At 47.5% G+C, this 17,010-nt stretch carries 17 protein-coding genes; 3 read left to right on the top strand and 14 right to left on the bottom strand.

What is annotated here, in order from left to right:
* Positions 1–6 precede the first annotated feature (6 nt).
* Positions 7–672, top strand: a complete 666-nt coding sequence (locus OEV79_05930) for a class I SAM-dependent methyltransferase (protein ID MDH4210968.1) — start codon at positions 7–9, stop codon at positions 670–672.
* Here the strand turns inward: OEV79_05930 and OEV79_05935 are convergent.
* The 6 genes from OEV79_05935 to OEV79_05960 all read right to left on the bottom strand — a co-directional run bounded on the left by OEV79_05935 (position 669) and on the right by OEV79_05960 (position 7,490).
* Positions 669–2,342, bottom strand: a complete 1,674-nt coding sequence (locus OEV79_05935) for a zinc metalloprotease HtpX (protein MDH4210969.1) — start codon at positions 2,340–2,342, stop codon at positions 669–671. The genes OEV79_05930 and OEV79_05935 overlap by 4 nt on opposite strands.
* A gap of 159 nt (positions 2,343–2,501) precedes the next feature.
* Positions 2,502–3,242 carry an outer membrane lipoprotein-sorting protein gene (locus OEV79_05940; GenBank protein MDH4210970.1) on the bottom strand — a complete coding sequence of 247 codons (741 nt, stop codon included), beginning with the start codon at positions 3,240–3,242 and terminating at the stop codon, positions 2,502–2,504.
* The gene (locus tag OEV79_05945) at positions 3,239–4,453 is read right to left on the bottom strand and encodes an FtsX-like permease family protein (GenBank protein MDH4210971.1); all 1,215 of its coding nucleotides are present in this window, start codon (positions 4,451–4,453) and stop codon (positions 3,239–3,241) included. Before OEV79_05945 ends, OEV79_05940 begins: the two co-directional genes overlap by 4 nt.
* Entirely contained in the window at positions 4,453–5,679 is a 1,227-nt protein-coding gene (locus tag OEV79_05950) for an FtsX-like permease family protein (protein MDH4210972.1), read from the bottom strand. Before OEV79_05950 ends, OEV79_05945 begins: the two co-directional genes overlap by 1 nt.
* Positions 5,680–5,681: 2 nt before the next feature.
* Complete coding sequence (locus tag OEV79_05955; GenBank protein ID MDH4210973.1) at positions 5,682–6,362, bottom strand: ABC transporter ATP-binding protein; 681 nt, start codon at positions 6,360–6,362, stop codon at positions 5,682–5,684.
* Positions 6,363–6,479: 117 nt separating this feature from the next.
* Entirely contained in the window at positions 6,480–7,490 is a 1,011-nt protein-coding gene (locus tag OEV79_05960) for a hypothetical protein (GenBank protein ID MDH4210974.1), read from the bottom strand.
* A 213-nt stretch (positions 7,491–7,703) separates the two neighbouring features.
* Between OEV79_05960 and lsrF the strand changes: the two genes are divergently transcribed.
* The gene (lsrF, locus tag OEV79_05965; protein ID MDH4210975.1) at positions 7,704–8,483 is read left to right on the top strand and encodes a 3-hydroxy-5-phosphonooxypentane-2,4-dione thiolase; all 780 of its coding nucleotides are present in this window, start codon (positions 7,704–7,706) and stop codon (positions 8,481–8,483) included.
* Between the two features lie 296 nt (positions 8,484–8,779).
* Complete coding sequence (locus tag OEV79_05970; protein ID MDH4210976.1) at positions 8,780–9,805, top strand: alcohol dehydrogenase catalytic domain-containing protein; 1,026 nt, start codon at positions 8,780–8,782, stop codon at positions 9,803–9,805.
* A 14-nt stretch (positions 9,806–9,819) separates the two neighbouring features.
* Here the strand turns inward: OEV79_05970 and OEV79_05975 are convergent, their stop codons facing one another.
* The 8 genes from OEV79_05975 to OEV79_06010 all read right to left on the bottom strand — a co-directional run.
* On the bottom strand, positions 9,820–10,380 hold the full coding sequence (locus OEV79_05975) for a hypothetical protein (protein ID MDH4210977.1): 561 nt from the start codon (positions 10,378–10,380) through the stop codon (positions 9,820–9,822).
* Positions 10,381–10,393: 13 nt separating this feature from the next.
* Positions 10,394–11,677 carry a phosphopyruvate hydratase gene (gene eno / locus OEV79_05980; protein ID MDH4210978.1) on the bottom strand — a complete coding sequence of 428 codons (1,284 nt, stop codon included), beginning with the start codon at positions 11,675–11,677 and terminating at the stop codon, positions 10,394–10,396.
* A 284-nt stretch (positions 11,678–11,961) separates the two neighbouring features.
* Positions 11,962–13,545: an FAD-dependent oxidoreductase gene (locus tag OEV79_05985; protein ID MDH4210979.1), complete on the bottom strand. Its 1,584-nt coding sequence runs from the start codon at positions 13,543–13,545 to the stop codon at positions 11,962–11,964.
* Entirely contained in the window at positions 13,520–14,314 is a 795-nt protein-coding gene (locus OEV79_05990; protein ID MDH4210980.1) for a 4Fe-4S binding protein, read from the bottom strand. Before OEV79_05990 ends, OEV79_05985 begins: the two co-directional genes overlap by 26 nt.
* A complete protein-coding gene (locus OEV79_05995; GenBank protein MDH4210981.1) occupies positions 14,311–14,454 on the bottom strand; it encodes a hypothetical protein in 144 nt (47 codons plus the stop codon). Before OEV79_05995 ends, OEV79_05990 begins: the two co-directional genes overlap by 4 nt.
* 193 nt (positions 14,455–14,647) lie before the next feature.
* Positions 14,648–16,189, bottom strand: coding sequence for a DUF6029 family protein (locus OEV79_06000; protein MDH4210982.1), 1,542 nt, complete (start codon positions 16,187–16,189; stop codon positions 14,648–14,650).
* Positions 16,179–16,688, bottom strand: coding sequence for a TlpA family protein disulfide reductase (locus OEV79_06005; protein MDH4210983.1), 510 nt, complete (start codon positions 16,686–16,688; stop codon positions 16,179–16,181). Before OEV79_06005 ends, OEV79_06000 begins: the two co-directional genes overlap by 11 nt.
* Positions 16,685–17,010, bottom strand: a 326-nt coding sequence (locus OEV79_06010; protein ID MDH4210984.1) for a hypothetical protein, incomplete at its 5' end; no start/stop codon positions are given. The genes OEV79_06005 and OEV79_06010, both read right to left, overlap by 4 nt.

The following is a 17,010-nucleotide window of genomic DNA, read 5'->3' on the forward strand; positions in this document are numbered from 1 at the left end:
GAGAATTTGAATGAAATATTCGATTATTACAATGAACGGGCGTTCGAATACGATGAAATATATCAGGGTGGAGCACCCGGCATACCCGAATCAGCTGTGTACGAGAAGGATGTCGAGACGATCAAAGTACTCAGTGCCAGTTTCGGCAAGGGACATCTTATAGATGTAGGCTGTGGGACCGCTTATTGGCTACCATACTATGCCAGTAACTGCAGTGAAATAACTCTTTTTGATCAATCGCGGCGCATGCTTGCCGAATGTCAAAAAAGGGTGAGCCATCTCAATTTGGACATTGATGTTCATTATGTCAAAGGTGATTTTTTTGAAGTTCGCTTCTTATCGAAGATATTTGATTCTGCGGTTGTTGCATTTCTTATGAGCCATTTGAATGAAGAAACCTCCGCGGTTTTCTTTGAGAAGTTGCGGAAAATACTCAGACCCGGAGCAGGCGTTCTTTGGATTGACGGCTCATGGAGTGTCATACGGAAGAAATACCGTAACAAAAGCGGTTTGCAGGAAAGAAAACTCAAAAGTGGAAATTCATTTAATATTTTCAAGAGATATTTTGATGAACGTGATATCGATTCGTTCCTTAAAAGGAATTCTTTGACCAAAATAGATAGTTATTTTGGCGACGCATTTTTTGCGGTGAATACGTATTTAAGACACTAAGTATCTTCCATTTGGATCAAACACTGTAGGGTTTCTATTTCATCGGCGTCGAACCAAATGACTTTGCACTCCTTACACTCGTCAATTTCAACGTGGTATGCGTAGCTGTAGAATTTGTGCGCCATGGATTTACCGCACCTCGGACAGCGCCGCTCGCTTATTGAGTTCAATAGCAGGCTGAATCGCGGGTGTTTGAGTTTCGATTCTTCTTTTATCAATGCTGCAATTCGCCGTACTCTTTCGGTGAAGCCTTTTTCTTCTCTGACGAATATGCGCGGCAGTTTGTTTTGTTCGGCAAGAATGCCATCGCAGTAGGCACAACGCCATAAATAGAGCCCCTCATATGCTTGAGGTATGAGCCACTCCCTACATGTCGGGCAGATGCGTCGGATCTTCCACATCGGTTCATTCCTTTTGTGGAAGAAATAGCTCATAGCAGGCAGCTCGTTCGCAGCAAAAACATTCTCTTGTCCGGCAGGTTTAAGGTTTGTCTCAGGACTCAGCCAGTCGAGGGTCTGCAGTTGCATCAAAGTGAAGGGTCCTTGCCATTTGTTATCATGCTGTGCCATGAAGCGTACGGCCGGTTTCAAGTGCTCTGCTTCCGACTTTAGTCCGGTGTCTTTGCGGATTTTCTCGGCGATTGTATCCAGGTCCACATGTGCCAGGCTGAGGATGATCTGCAAGCGTCGAGCGAGCGGCGGGTGGGTCGAGAACATCGTTGCGAACAAATCTCCCTTTTCGTCAAGTTTGCTGTATTGTGGGTTCAGAATGAATATGGGTCGGATATACTCGCCGACTGAGCCTGCACCACGCCAGTGAGCGCCGATCCGGTATAGAGCGCTTGCAAGGCTCTGAGGGTTACGGGTAAGTCGGATGGCGGCCGCATCGGCACGATATTCTTTTTCGCGGGAGATGAACATGTTGAGCATCTGGCTGCTGAGGTCGATGAAGAAGAGCAAGATGAATAGCGGTATCGAAACCACGCCCATGGTTATCGCATCCTTGCTTGATTCTTTCTCAAAAAGCGGCGATGTGCTTGGTTCGCGGCTGCCCGCGAATTTTGTTAATTGAGCAATAGCTTCGCTGTACATCCCAAACAGCGAGCAGGTTATTGTCGTTTCCATACAATCGTTAGACACAATGTGAGCAACTTCGTGGGCGACTACTGCCTGCAGCTCGTCACGCGTCGCGCGAGACAATAATCCCTCGGTAATACCTACTACCTTTCTGCCCTGAAGGTCGGCGAGCGCGAATGCATTCATGGAGCCGGTCGGCATAACGTACCGCTCGACTGTGATGCCACCAGCAGCGGCAGCTATTTCGTCGACCACGTTATTGAAGACACCGTGGTACCTGTCGTTCTTATCCGGTTGCTGCGCTCGCAAGAGACCGATTATTTTTGAGACTACGTTTCGGTTTGAGTAGTACCAGTGGAGCATTGCCGCGGCAAAAGCGATAACGACCAAATAGATGGTATCTACCCCAAAGAGGTGGTATTTTGCACCGGGTACATAAAGCGACTGCCTCAAATAGAAGGCCAGCTTTACTATCGAGAAAATGAGGAACACAGAGGCAAAGTATAGCAAAGAGAGAAATGTAAAGAGCAAGTATATGCGCCATGTTCTTTGCTTTTCGATGTCCCAGAATGTTGTGAACTTGCGACTTCTCATCTATTTAGTTTACTACAATTCGGTTTTTTGTCAAGAATAATAATGCTGATTATTGGTTGTTGGTTTTGGCTGCCGGTATGGTTCGATGTAATTAGTCTGGCAAAGGACCACAACCCACGACCATACAGGCCGCCACAACCGAGAATATATGACTATGTGTTACTTTCTCTCCAAATACGCCTTGGTAAATATCCTGTCCGGGATGTTGATGTCGAGCTTGACATCTTCCAGTTTCAACTCGGTATATGTATCACGGCGCAGTTTGTTTACCATTTTGATCTGGGTTGGAAATGTGTAGTTACTTACGCTTATGAATTCACTTGTTGTTACTTCTTTAAGGAGTTTGCCGCTTTTCGCGTATAACTCGACTTTCACGGCCGCATGAATATCCTTATCTACCCACATCCTTCGGGAGTAATAGCTCGTTTCAGGAACCTTGGCTGTCAGCTGAAGGACATAGCATTCTTTTCCTTCAATATCTTCGGTCCCGGTCAATTCAACGTCGTACAATTCGATCAGCCTTCGATTCTCAACAATGTCATCATAAGAAAAATCACTGCCCATCATACTCTGGCGCAGCATGTGACCGGCGATTTTTGTCGCTCGTTCGACAGTTGGGATGTACATCCACATTTCGTCGCCGATCTTGAGAAATCGCGTTCCTTTATCGCGGGCAGGGTAAGTGAATTCCATGTATGCGGATTCCTTACCAATAGCATACCCGATGAATTCTTTTTCGCGTATGGTGCCGCCAAGGCTGATGGTCATTTTGGCGCGGTAACTCCATGATGTTACGACCGTGTTGTCGTCCACCTTTTCGAGTATTTCCGTGCCAGTCTGTGCAAAAAGTAACACAATCACACTCAACATACAAATGATAGTTATTTTGATTGACTTCATATTGTTTTCAATGCTTTTGCCGGATTTATTCTTGTCGCTCTGCTTATCGGCAACAGGGCGACAATAACGGTGACTAGTAAGCCCACGAGGAATCCTGTAGCAATGATAAAAGGTGTCGGTGCGACGTAGATGATGGGCCCGAAAGGCATGTCGGCTGATGCAGTGGATGAGACCATCGATATATCTATTCCTTTATACTTCAGCCAGTAACTAAGTATGGTGCCCCCGATGGTTCCGATAAAACTTCCAACGACACCGATTATGGATGCTTCGATGGTAAGGAGACCGACGATCGATAGATTGTTGAGTCCCAGGGCTTTCATCATGCCTATTTCTTTTGTTCTTTCGAATACTATCATTAGCATCGTATTCGCAATCGCTGAACATGCAACGAGCAGGATGATCAGATAGAAGAAAGCATATATCACCTCTGCAAGGTTCACCCAGCGGAGCACGGGATTGTACAGGTAGGGAGTGACAGCATAATCATTGCCTAATCTTATCGAGCGTGCGACCTCTACGGCTTTATTCGGATCATTCAACAGGATGACGACTTCGGTGGTTCTGCCTTCGAGGTCAAGCATAGTTTGGCCCACATCGAGAGGAATATAGAAGATACTGCGGTCCATACCTCCGATACCAATCTGGAATATGCCTTTTATGACAAAATTCAAGCCGGTCGGCGAGTCATACGCTGTCCTGGTTATAACGGTGAGGGTATCACCAACCGTCATATTGAGCCTTTCTGCCAATCCTTTACCCAAAATAGCATCACGTTCGCCTGTCCTCAGGTATGTGCCAGCAACAAGCCTCTTCTGGAGGCCGGCTATGTCGCGTTCCTTTTCCGGATCGATTGCGTAACCCAGTGCAGGGATGCTCAATTCTTCTTCCCCCAGCAGAACGCCGAATTTTATCCTCGGGGATACAATCTTGATATCCTTCTCTGGCAGTGACGCATAGAATTCCTCTGAAAGTTCAAATGATTCAGCAATCGGGATCAACCGTTCACGCCGTTCGTATTCCTTGGTTGTTATTGTAATATGCCCGGAGACCAATTTCACGACATTGCCGCTCATATTCTGGAATATACCGCGGATATAGCTTCTGGCGAAGATTATTGCCGTTATGGCTAGTGCAACACTGATACCGGAGATCAGGCTACGCCTGGTGTTGCGGAAGAAATTACGGTACGCGAGTCGGAACAGATTCATCAGACATGCCTCAGAGCGTCTACGGCTTCGAGCTTTGTTGCTCTCCGCACCGGCCACAAGGTGACGCCGATGGAAACGAAAATTCCGAACAGGAACACATAGACCAGATTCAGGTAATCGATTTCACCCTTTATGATAAATTTCATAGGGTAGACGATGTCCATGTTCTCGAAGACGCTTGAGAAGTCAAGACCTACATGAACAAGGTAGATTGATACGAGAAGACCGAGCAGACATCCGAGTAGGCTTCCGAAGATGCCTATGATCCCTCCTTCGTAGAGGAACATCTTGACAATACCTGTATTGCTGAACCCCATTGCTTTCAGCGTACCTATTTCCGGGACGCGCTCCATAACCGCCATCAGCATGGTATTCACTATGCCCACGGCGGCAATTACTACGACGACCAGTGCGATCATGAATTGTCCAGCTCGCTTGAAACCAGAAATTTCGAAGATTGCCGCATTCATTTCTTTCCAGGTCAGTACTTCATACTCTTTACCAATCACTCGGGATATTTTTTCCTTGAGCGGCGCCAGTTTATTTTCATCGTTCGCCCGTATGCATAGTTCGGTCATGCCCTGTCCGATTGCCAGCAGGTCCCGGGCTTGTGCGATCGAGATAATGGCCATGTTACGGTCGAACAACGGATGCCCGGTGTTGATTATGCCCGAGACCGTAAGGTCATAGGCATTATACGTGCCGTTCCGATCTTTGGTGATGATTGTAAGATAAGACCCGACATCCAGATCCATATCAGAAGCGAGGTTGGTGCCGATCAGAACATCACCTTCGTTTTGCAGGTATGTGCCGGCAGCGATTGAGTTGCCGATCTTGAAAATGCGGTTGTCGTTTTCGATATCGACGCCCATTCCCAGCACAGGGAGTTCGTCGATGCCGTTACTGATACTAGCCTGGAATTTGACTCGCGGTGTCATGCCACTGATGCCCGACATACCTTTGATCTTGTCAGTGACAAGTTTTTGGTCTTCAATTATTGTATCAAGGGGGAATACGCCTTCCTCGCGGTAATAACCTTCCGCGAATATCTCCATATGGCTGGTTTCAAAGTCAATGATATTACGCGACGCCATTTTGTCGGCGCCGTTCATCATCGTGTTCATGAAGATCATCGACGAGAGTCCGACCGAAATCGCCGCCGCAGTTATTATTGTCCTCCGCGTATGTCGGAAAACATTACGCCATGCAATATATACCAGTCTCATCATTAGCCTTTTGTTTTATCTTCAACTATCCTGCCGTCCCGTAGATTGACGGTCCTTTGGGAAAAATCCATAACCAACTGGTCATGTGTGGAAAATATGAAGGTCGTCTTGTGAGTGTCGTTCAGCTCCTGCATCAGAGCGAGTATTTCTTTGGCCGTCGTCGAGTCGAGATTAGCGGTCGGTTCATCTGCGAGAACCATGCTTGGTTCTTTGACAAGCGCGCGCGCAATGGCCACACGTTGTTGCTGTCCACCGCTCATTTCGTTCGGGCGGCGGTTGATGAATTCACCAAGCCCCACTTCTTCAAGCATAGCTATGATCTTTTCTTTTCTTTTGTTCTGCTCGACATCAAGGAGGATCAGAGGTATTTCCACATTCTCGTATGCGGTGAGAACGGGGATAAGATTGAAGGTCTGAAATACAAAGCCGATATTGTTTTTTCGTAAGTTTGCCTTCTCTTTTGAGCCAAGTTCATTGATGTCAGTGCCGTCTATAAGAATTTTGCCTTTTGTCGGTACGTCGAGGCAGCCGATGATGTTAAGTAGTGTTGTCTTCCCCGAACCTGACGGGCCGGCGATGGCCGTGAATTCTCCGTTCGCGATCTTCATATCGATACCCCGCAGCGCAGGGAAGAGGACCTTACCTATTTTGTAGTCCTTATATAAACCAATTGCTTCAACCAAATTACCCCCTTTCTCAATAGATAAATAGATTCACACGGAATGCGACAGATGCAGCCGACGTGTGTATCTGTTTGAATCAGTTTCAACCCGTTTCCATCAAAACGTGCCGCGGGCACATTAAAAGTAGACCTTTGCCCACATATAAACCGCGCCGTGATAAGGCGTGATGTTTCTGAATTCGCTTTCTTTCGTTCCAATCGTATAGTTCAATCCCAGAGCGATTTCGACATTATCAAATATCGCGTAGTCGACGTGTGGGATAATGGTCGTCCCACCGTCGATAATATTTATTATTGAACTTATCGAGGGGCGCAGAAAAGGGTTTCTCATAAGACCGACGCTCAAGTACAGATAATGCTGGGCGAGGGTCTGCCTCTCTCCTGTGACAATACTACTATAATCATATAATTCTGGATCGTCTTCACCACTTCCGTCGAAAAAATATTCCATCATTGCGTATATCGCCAGAGGAAATGTATAGTCGACGCCGGCAGATATTTTGCTGTAATCAACTGTATCATCCCACGTAAAACTTGCTTCACCCCAGTATCCTAAGAGCATTTCTCCGGTTATTTCTCCACCGACAATCGTTCGACTTTCATGGGGTTCGTGCATGATCGTGAAGCCAAGGTCATTGGCAAAAAGGTTCGTTCCGACGCGTGCTCCGGTTAGGGTATTTTCAATATCGCCACGCGGTATTACTATCCCCCTTACGCTGCTCAACCTACCGAATGAATAATAGCCAAGTACAGCGTTAGAGCCCGCGCGTTCGTATCCTGGTTCAAGATAGTTGACGCGATTAAAGATATCCAGTGGTCTGAAAATACGTGCAACGCCCCAGTAAAGGCTCTGTTTGCCGACGGTGATCCGTGCCTGTTCATTTCCCAGCCATAACGCAAGCCGTGAGATGTTCGTATTGTCCACCGCATATGACAGGGAGGTAGTATCGTACGGTACGATCAAGTCGAGTGCTACTTGCGCGCCATAGTTAGTACTTTCGGTCTTGAATTCCAGCCATCCGCGATTGTAGCCAAGGAGATTTGTAGAGTCGTCCCATGTCAGATATGGACGTGTTTCCACATACCCGTTTGCATTTAATCCGGTGAGAACGAACATAATTAATATCATGTTTACAGTTAGTATAGCATATTTCACTACATAGTCAAGTTAGTGTGTTTTTTGTGTATTCGTCAGACATTGACAATGCTTGATTTTTGGGTTATTATCCAAGGTGTCAATTACTGAACCCGAATCGAATTTTGATTTTGCGTCTGTCGTTTTTTATCCGTTTGCATCAGCTAATATCTGTTTGAATCAAATTTCTCAAGCAAAGGAGAAATTATGGATTGGGGACTAAAGAATAGGTTGTCGAGGATCATCAAACCCAAAACTGGTAGGACTGTGATGCTTGCAGTCGACCATGGCTATTTTCTTGGTCCAACCAGTGGTCTTGAAGTTATCGCGAATACAGTAGGTCCGCTGCTGTCTTATGCGGATTCGCTTATGCTTACGCGCGGTGCCCTGCGTACGTCCGTGCCCCCGGGATCTGACATACCGATCGTTCTGAGGGTGTCGGGCGGCACCAGTATTCTGCATGATGATCTTTCCAATGAGGATATTACAACATCTATGGATGAAGCGATTAAGCTCAATGCGAGTGCAGTTGCTATCTCGATATTTGTTGGTTCTGACCACGAAAAAGAAACACTCACCAATCTGGGGAAACTAGTTACACAGGGCGAGGCGTATGGCATACCAGTGCTTGCGGTTACTGCCGTCGGAAGGGAAATGACCAGGGACAAGAAGTATCTCTCTTTGTGTTGTCGAATAGCAGCCGAGATTGGAGCACATTTCGTCAAGACATACTATTGTGATGATTTTGAGGAGGTTGCCGGTACTTGCCCGGTGCCGGTAGTGATCGCCGGTGGTAAGAAGATCTCGGAGAAGGATGCGCTGAAGTTGGCTCACAATGCCATAGGTCACGGTGCTGCAGGTGTCGATATGGGCAGGAATATATTTCAATCTGATGATCCCGTGGGTATGATACAGGCAGTGAGGGCGATCGTACATAAGAATGCCACTGTCGACGAAGCATATAAACTGTATACGAAATCAAAGTAATGGAGTATTGTTGAATTATTGTCATTGCGAGTCCCGCGCCAGCGGGGCGTGGCAATCTCAGGTTGGATCTGCCTGTCGCTGCAGGAGTGCTGGATTGAGATTGCTTCGTCCTCCTCACGATGCTCGGACTCCTCGCAATGACAGACGGATGCGGGAGGTCGAAATGCGAGTTTCGAGATTTTATACAACCTTTGGATTCTAAGCACAGGTGACCGAAACAACGGACGAGAAATGAACGATAATAACGATCTCAACGAGATTAACGAACTTAACGTTTTTACGGGTTTTTGCTAAATATGCGCGCCGCCGTATACTACAACAACAAAGATATACGCATCGAAGAGATGCCGAAACCCAAAATAGGACACAAGGAATTGCTCGTTAAGGTCATTGCCAGTGGCGTTTGCGGCAGTGATGTGATGGAATGGTACAGGATAAAAAAAGCTCCCAGAGTTCTGGGTCATGAGATTGCCGGCGAGATCGCCGAAGTCGGAGCAGATATCGATCGATTCACCGTGGGTCAGAGGGTTTTTGTCTCTCACCACGTGCCGTGTAATGAATGTCGCTACTGTCAAGCAGGCCATCACACAGCGTGTTCTACCCTGCGTTCAACTAATTTCGACCCGGGTGGTTTTGCAGAGTATTTACGTGTCCCGGACATAAATGTGCAAAAAGGGACATTCGTGCTACCTGATGAAGTTAGCTACGAGGAGGGGACTTTTGTCGAACCGCTTGGTTGTGTTATCCGCGGACAGAGGGTCGCGAATATCATATCAGGTCAGACCGTCCTTATCATCGGCTCTGGTATTTCAGGGTTGATGCACGTACAGTTGGCACGCATGAAGGGCGTGTCCAATTTGATTGCAACCGATATCAATGATTATCGCTTGGAATCGGCTTTGCGTTTTGGAGCAAATATCGTGGTCAATGCGAAAGAAGACGTTGCAGAAGCTGTTAAAAAGGCGAACAATGGGAGACTCGCCGATACGGTTATTGTGTGTACTGCAGCACTACCAGCTTTTGAACAAGCCTTTGAATTAGTCGATTGCGGCGGAACATTGCTGCTTTTTGCACCGACCGCGCCCGATGTTCGAGTGCCGCTGCCCCTCTATGACGTGTATTTTAAGAGTGTAAAGATAGTCTTCTCATATGCTGCAGTAAACGAAGACATTCTGGAAGCCATTGAGGTATTAAAAAACAAGAGATTCGATGCGCTCGGTATGGTCACTCATTGCTTCGGGCTCGAAGATACCCGGAAGGGTTTTGATCTCGTCGCCCAGGCGGATAAATCGATCAAGGTGATAATAATGCCGCAGAAATAGTGCGGCAGGAGATGCTACTCCTTGTGTTCTTCGGTAGGCGTGAGTATTTTCTTTATTAGGTGGCCGGTCATGACCTTGTTCAAGTGGTCATAGCCTGCACATCCCTCGAGGTCCTGCCCTTTTATATCAGTATAATACAGCTCGTCCGTTTCACTTTTTTTCTTCTCGACTTTTATCGCGTAATCAGAATCGAAGATCGTCATGAATTCCCGTACCGGCATGGAGAAAATTCCCTTCTCTGAATAGAGTGATATTAGCTTGTCGATTTCTCTCCTGTCCTGACTGAGATGCTCGATCTCTTTCTCTATCTCAACGCGCGAGCTCGTTATCTTGCCGAACATGAACTGCATTTTTTCCGGTTCGTTGATCTCTTTTAGTTTCTCAGAACCTTTTTGCAGTATTCCTTCAAGTATCGTAACAGCCTGCTGTATCTTCTGTTTTGCTTCGGACAAGCATGTCAGATATTTTTGGATTACCTGGAACGAAGGTATTTTCTCGAGGTTTTCATAAAAAAGTTGTCCATAGGGTTTGCAGAAAGGTCCTTTCTGTGGATCTTCTAAATCATCCAGTACCATTCTTGGCCTCCTTTTACCTCACGAATGCTTTACGGCCAGCGTATCGGGCGGCATTTGTGAGCTCTTCTTCGATTCTGAGCAGCCGGTTGTATTTCTCGATCCGTTCTCCCCGGCAGGGAGCCCCGGTCTTTATTGCGCCGGTACTCATGGCAACTGTAAAATCTGAAATGAAAGTATCGACGGTTTCACCGCTGCGGTGGGACACGATAACACCCCAGCCGGCCTTCTTTGCTCTTTCAATAGCACTGATTGTTTCCGTGATGGTTCCGATTTGATTGACTTTTATCAGCACCGCATTGGCGACATTTTCCTCGATGCCTCGCTCGATTCGCTGGACATTGGTGACGAGCAGATCATCACCGACTAGCTCGATCCTGCCGCCTATCTTCTGGTTCAGTATTTTCCAGCCGCTCCAGTCGTCTTCTGCAAGACCATCCTCTATTGAGATTATCGGATAATGTTCAGACAGGTCGGCGAATCTTTCGACCATTTCCTGCGCACTCAGTTTTTTACTTTCCGTTCTGAGATTGTACACGCCTTCTTCGTAGAAACTACTGGAGGCGGTGTCAAGTGAAATGCTGATTTGAACGCCTGGTTTATACCCTGCTTTCTCAATGGCTTCAGTGATAAGTTTGAGTGGTTCTTCGTTCGAGGAGACTTTTGGAACGAACCCGCCTTCATCGCCGACGTTGGTGCTCAATCCCTTTTCCTTGAGTATTTTCTTCAGCGTTTGGTAAACTTCGCTGCTCCATCTCAATGCTTCCTTGAAATTCCCTGCACCGTGAGGTACAATCATGTACTCTTGGAAGTCTGGTCCTTGCCAGTTCGCGTGGACACCGCCATTAAGCACATTCATCAGTGGCACTGGCAACAGGGTTGCTTCATTTTTGCTCAAGTACTTGTACAGAGGTACGTTGATTGCCTTCGCAGCTGTACGGGCAATTGCGAGCGACACAGCACATATCGCATTTGCACCGAGTTTTTCTTTATTAGGGGTTCGGTCCAGTTCGAGCATTGATTTATCAATCTGAGCCTGTTCCGTTACATCCTTACCGATGAGCACTCCGGCGATCTTCTCGTTCACATTGCTGACCGCAATTAAGACGCCCTTGCCACCGTACCTGCTTTTGTCGCCGTCCCGTATTTCGACCGCCTCGTGGATGCCGGTTGAGGCACCAGAGGGTGCAGCGGCTCCTGATATGATTCCGCTGTTCAACTCGACATCAACCTCAACTGTTGGGTTACCTCGTGAATCAAGTATTTCGCGTGCTAAAATTCTTTTAATATTGTTTTTCATTACTCAATTCCTCCTTTGTGTGATACCAAATGACGTTCAATTATACAGAAAATATTGCGAGTGTCAATTGAACGGAAGATAGGACCTTAGAGATTCATAAAATCAGAGGGTTGTAACATAAGAACTCGAGAAGATAGGAGGCTTGGAACGACAGAAGATAAGAATTTGATAGGGTAGGACGACAAGAGGTTGAGAAACGCAGCGGAATGAGCAGAATCAGTGAGATCAACGAAATTAACGAAAATAACGATCATAACGGGAATAACGAAATCAACGGTTTTTTGTTACGGCTTGTATTTCAACGGACAAGTCAGACAGCGGCAGGCTTCCTTCTTGAGTTCCTCGTTTGGTGCCTTCAACTCAACTTCTTCGAAATCTTTCACACGTTCTTTTACTTCCCGGTGCGGCACTTCGATCTTTTTTGTTACATGCATGGGTATCAATCGAACATCTGGCGAGAATTCTTTCTTGAATATTTTATGGAAGAAACGCGGTACTTTTCTCAGTCGTCGGTCGATCTCTTCGGCAACACTGAGTCCTTGCCCCACGGCATGTGCAACGGTCGAACTGCCGAGTACTGCATCGCCGCCGGCGAAAATCCTGGGATGCGAGGTCCTGCCGTTTTTCACCACGATTCTCCCACGACTGTCCGTTTTGGCATATTCCTTTATGAAAGTTGTCTCCGGCCACTGCCCGGCAGTAATGACTAGGGCATCAAGGTCGGTTTTGAACTCACTGTCCTTGACTATCTCGACGCTGCCCTTTCTGCCTTCCTCACACTCGGTTTTAGTCATTACCACGTGGTCTTTCCCAATCTCAACAGGTGTCGTGAGGGGTACGATCTCGATTCCTTCCTCTTGAGCTTCGATGCGGTCATCGTGTTCGGCCGGCATATCCATGACCCGTCTACGGTAGAAGATCTTCACTTCATTACCTTGCCTGAGCAGGCTGCGGGCGACATCGATCGCCGTATTACCGCCACCAATTACGCCAACTTTTCCAAGTTGAAATTTCTCACCGTTCTTGATCTTTCTCAGGACATCGAATCCCGATAGCGCGTTCTCCTCGCCTGGAATACGGAGATCTGTTGCTTTCCACGCACCGATCGCAACGAAAATCGCATCATACTCATCAAGGATTTCCTGGAATTTTACGTCCTTACCAATCTCAATACCACACTTGAGTTCGACATGCGGGTCGAGCACAGCGTTGATTTCTTTTTCAAGCATTGCATCGGGTAGGCGGAATTTTGGAATGAGGGTGGTGAGTACGCCACCTGGTTTCTTTTCTCGTTCATAAACGGTTATATGATATCCTCTGTTAGCGAGATAGTAAGCCGCTGAGAGCCCGCATGGTCCAGCACCGATGATCGCGATCTTTTCGGTCCGTGTTTCTGTCGTCCCTTTGGGTTCCTCCATCGGGACGCAGCGTTTTAGATACTTGATCGCAACCGCTTCGTCTATTCCTCTTCTCGTGCACGCGTCTTCACATGGTGCAGGGCAGATGTGTTCGAGCGTGCTGAAAAATGGTATATAGGGATATTTTTCATTGCTCTCATAGGCTATGAGGTTTATGTAGGTCCACGGTGATATGCCCGCCGGGCAGGTCTTCTCGCAAGGTGGTTTGTGATAGTTGACACCTTTGTAAGCATCGTAGATGTTGTAGAGCCAGAATAACGCCCAGGCTGCTATCAACCCCCAGAATGCTTCGTTGACTCCGGTCCAGATATTGATCATCAGAGCGATCGAACCATAGAATAGGGCGGCAAATACTATTCCGCTCCAATACCGGCGCGAGTATGCTTGCCCTCCGCCGACAACGAAAGTCGAAATTAATGCGGCTTTACCGTATTTGATGTCTGATGGCATTTGTCGGACATACCTTTACGCAATCCAGGCATCGTATGCAGTCAATATTGCCCGGCGAACGGTATACTGGAACGTGCATTGGACACTTGGTCTGGCATGATTCGCACTTGATACACCTGTCATCGTCGACGTGCAGTTTGAGCAGACTGAACCGGTTGAATATAGAGTATATGGCACCGACCGGACAAAAAGTTCGGCAGAAGAATCGTTTGATCGATATAGAAAAGACGATTATTGCGATCACTATCGATACTTTCATGTAATAGTGCCAGCCGACGAGCGCGCGCAGGTCGCCGGTCCTGTCAAAAAGCACCAGTGGTATGCCGGCAATCAGTGAACCGTCAGGGCAGAGTTTGCAGAACCATGGCTCGGCCGTAAGGTATGCCACGATGCCGGCGACTCCGATCAGGACTGCGTACTTAAAGAACCTGAAGAACCCGGGCAAGCGCATTTTGTATGATTTGATCTTATAGAGCAGATCCTGGAAGAATCCGAACGGGCAGATCCATCCGCAGGTCATCCTTCCCACGAGCATGCCGACCGTACCAAAGAGGCCCACGATGTAGAAAGGAATGAGTCCAAGTCCAATGAAATGCTGGAGAGCGCCCATTGGGCATGAAAAAAGTGCGAGCGGGCATCCCCAACAGTTGAGGATGGGGGTGCAGCCTCTCTTCAGAAATCCCTGGTAGATTCCGCCGACAAAGATCGCTGGTATGTATGCGTTCTGAATAATGGATGCAACGATCTGGACTATGCGTTTTAGTTTCACTCGATGCCCATACAGGAAAGGCACATTACCGAACCCACTGTTTCGGTCTCTATGAAATCGCCAAGTTTACCACCGTACCAAATATTACCGATAAAAGCAAGCGTTACCACCAGGATAATGATAAGTATCAACTTCCTCACAGTTCTCTCCTTTGACACGCAGCCCGAGAATTGTATCGCCGTAATATTTTTTCATCGCTGTCCCGTTTTGCGGGATCTTCCGCGAAGCGAGAATTCTCGCCATAATCAGCGGAACTCGATTTTCCTTGGCCTGATTCATAACGAGAAATCGGGATAATCATATTTGTTATCACCGTAATCGAAGCATGTAGCGTCAGAAGATGCTCGTGAGAACCATTTTTACACCCTTGAATGGTTCTTCGAATCTGCAAACGCCACCTGAACAAATGAGACCACCTTTTTCCGCACCCACGCGGATGCGGAGATTGTGTTTCGTGGTGAGGTCAAGACTCAGCTCGGCAAGCGGCCAGCTCGTTTCCGCACCGAGTTTATCGACCATACGTTCAGGTGCTTCTTCACTGCGCCGTTCGTACCTTAAGGTGAGAACGAATAACTCCGGTTTGCCTATTGATACCGCAAGGGAGTGGTCATAGTAGTCGAACGTGCCGACCGTATCAGTGGCAGTCACAAAATCATGTTCGTACAAGGTTTCGATAAAGAACGAGCCGAAATTGTATGTGAACTCGACATACGGTTTTGTTTCGCTCTTCTCAATTAGTGGCAACTCGATACTATCCTTAACAAGCCTGTCTACTCCGGCGGTCAATTCCATATCATAGGTCGGGTACGTTTGTACCTTCACGCCTTGTTCGATGACCGCAGGCATCGTGCCGTTTGTAGTAAATATCTGTTCGAACATGCTCGCGGTCGTGTCGTGCACGCTGATTTTGTTGTTGTCGAGTTCAATGGTCATGAAATCAAACGGTGAGTACAGTACCGATCCGCCAAAACCGATTTCGTCAACGCCACGGTTAACAGATATGCCTGATTCGATGGGTGTTACCGGTTCGTTATACCGGTAGTTTCTATTGTACGGGAATCCGATAGTGTCATAATCCATCATCTGGAAGGAGATGCCGAGTCCTGGTATGGCAAAACTCGTGCTGAAGAGAAGGCCGTTGCCTTTTAGCCGGCCGCCGAGGCCGGGTCTCGTCCCCAACTGCTGAGCGTACTCAAGATAGACGTCGAAAGGGCCGGTCTTGTACCCAATGTTACCGCCGTAAAGTTCGGTGAAAGCCTCAGGCGTCATGTTTGTTTCCTGATTGACCCTGACGTAACGCCCGCCCAGCGCGACTTTAGGAATGAGTTTTGTTTCGATATCGACGCCACGTATCTGTGCCGTTGTGTCATTGTCGTTCTTTATCGAGTAAACATTTTCTTCGAAAAAGACATTACGTGGTTTGCCTGAGAGGACGGTTAGCTCGGTGTTGAAGTATTTGAGTCCTGCTTGGATGCCGTAGATCGATTTATCGATCTTGAAATCCTCGTCCACGAACTGGTTCAGAACAAGCCCACGGCCGAATGTTTTGTTGAAACGGCCGTACAGGATGCTGACCGGCTCTTTGCTGTACTGGGCGCTGTAGTCGAGATAAGACAGTTTCTCGGTCTCAGGCAGGGAAGGGTCGGAAAAGAAAAATGTCCCGCGTAGGGCAATATCGCCGTAGGATAGTGAGAGTTTGAATCTATCCTCGAGATGTTCTCTGTAGTTCGTATCCGCGTCGTCGTCCTCGAAAAAGACCCAGTATTCACCGTAGTTTGCACCGCCCAAGCGCAGGTCCTGTGCGCTCAGAATTGAGAACGAAAGGCAGAACAGCGCAGCGGTCAGCAGTAGGTTAAGCCCCTTTTCACTGCTCACACTCGCCGCCTTGTTCGAATAGTTCTCTGACTTTTGCGATGATGATCTCTTCATCACCAGGCTTGTAGCCTTGATGCGTGAAGACTATCTTCTTGTTCTGGTCAATGATGAAGAACGTTGGCATTGCCTGTACGTTGTACAAATCCCGCATCATGTTCTCAGGGTCAAGGACGACCCGATAGGTCCACTTGTGGCTTGTGGCAAAGGGTTTTACTTTGGGAACAGAACGAGTCTTATCCTGGCTGAGCGCGAGAAGCGTGATATTCAATGAATCGAATTCTTCAGCGTACGGTTTTAGTGCATCCAGCTCTTTGATGCACATTTTGCACCACAATGCCCAGAAGCTCATCATGACCGGTCCCTTGGTGAGTAATGAGTCAAGATTGACGCCATTACCGTCGACGTCTTCGAGCGTGAAACTGGGCGCGTCAGCCGCAGCGCTTTCGTCAGCAAAAGCAAAAACTAACGGCAATATTAATAGCAGTGCCAGCTTCTTCATTGTACCTCCTCAAATTGTTTTGTTGCAGAATGCAGTATTTCTTTTGTGCCCATATTCTGGACAAAAACAACTGCCCGCATTTTATCAATGGGCATAGCGTGGCTGAACGTGATCGCCGTGTCGAGCGTGTCCGGATAGGACAGTACAATAGGAAAGCTGTAAAATTCTTCGCACACATAGTTAAAGTCTTTTAAGAAACCACGCACACTGTCCTGGCAAATGGCAAGGAATGCAAGTATCTGTCCGGCAGGGATAGTGTCGGTAGTTACGATCATTATCTGAACATCTCCGGCGCTTGCTGTTGTAGTTGCCGTCACATCTA

The organism is candidate division WOR-3 bacterium (assembly GCA_029858255.1).
In the GTDB taxonomy this organism is placed as follows: Bacteria; Hydrothermota; Tepidihabitantia; order SM23-42; family SM23-42; genus SM23-42.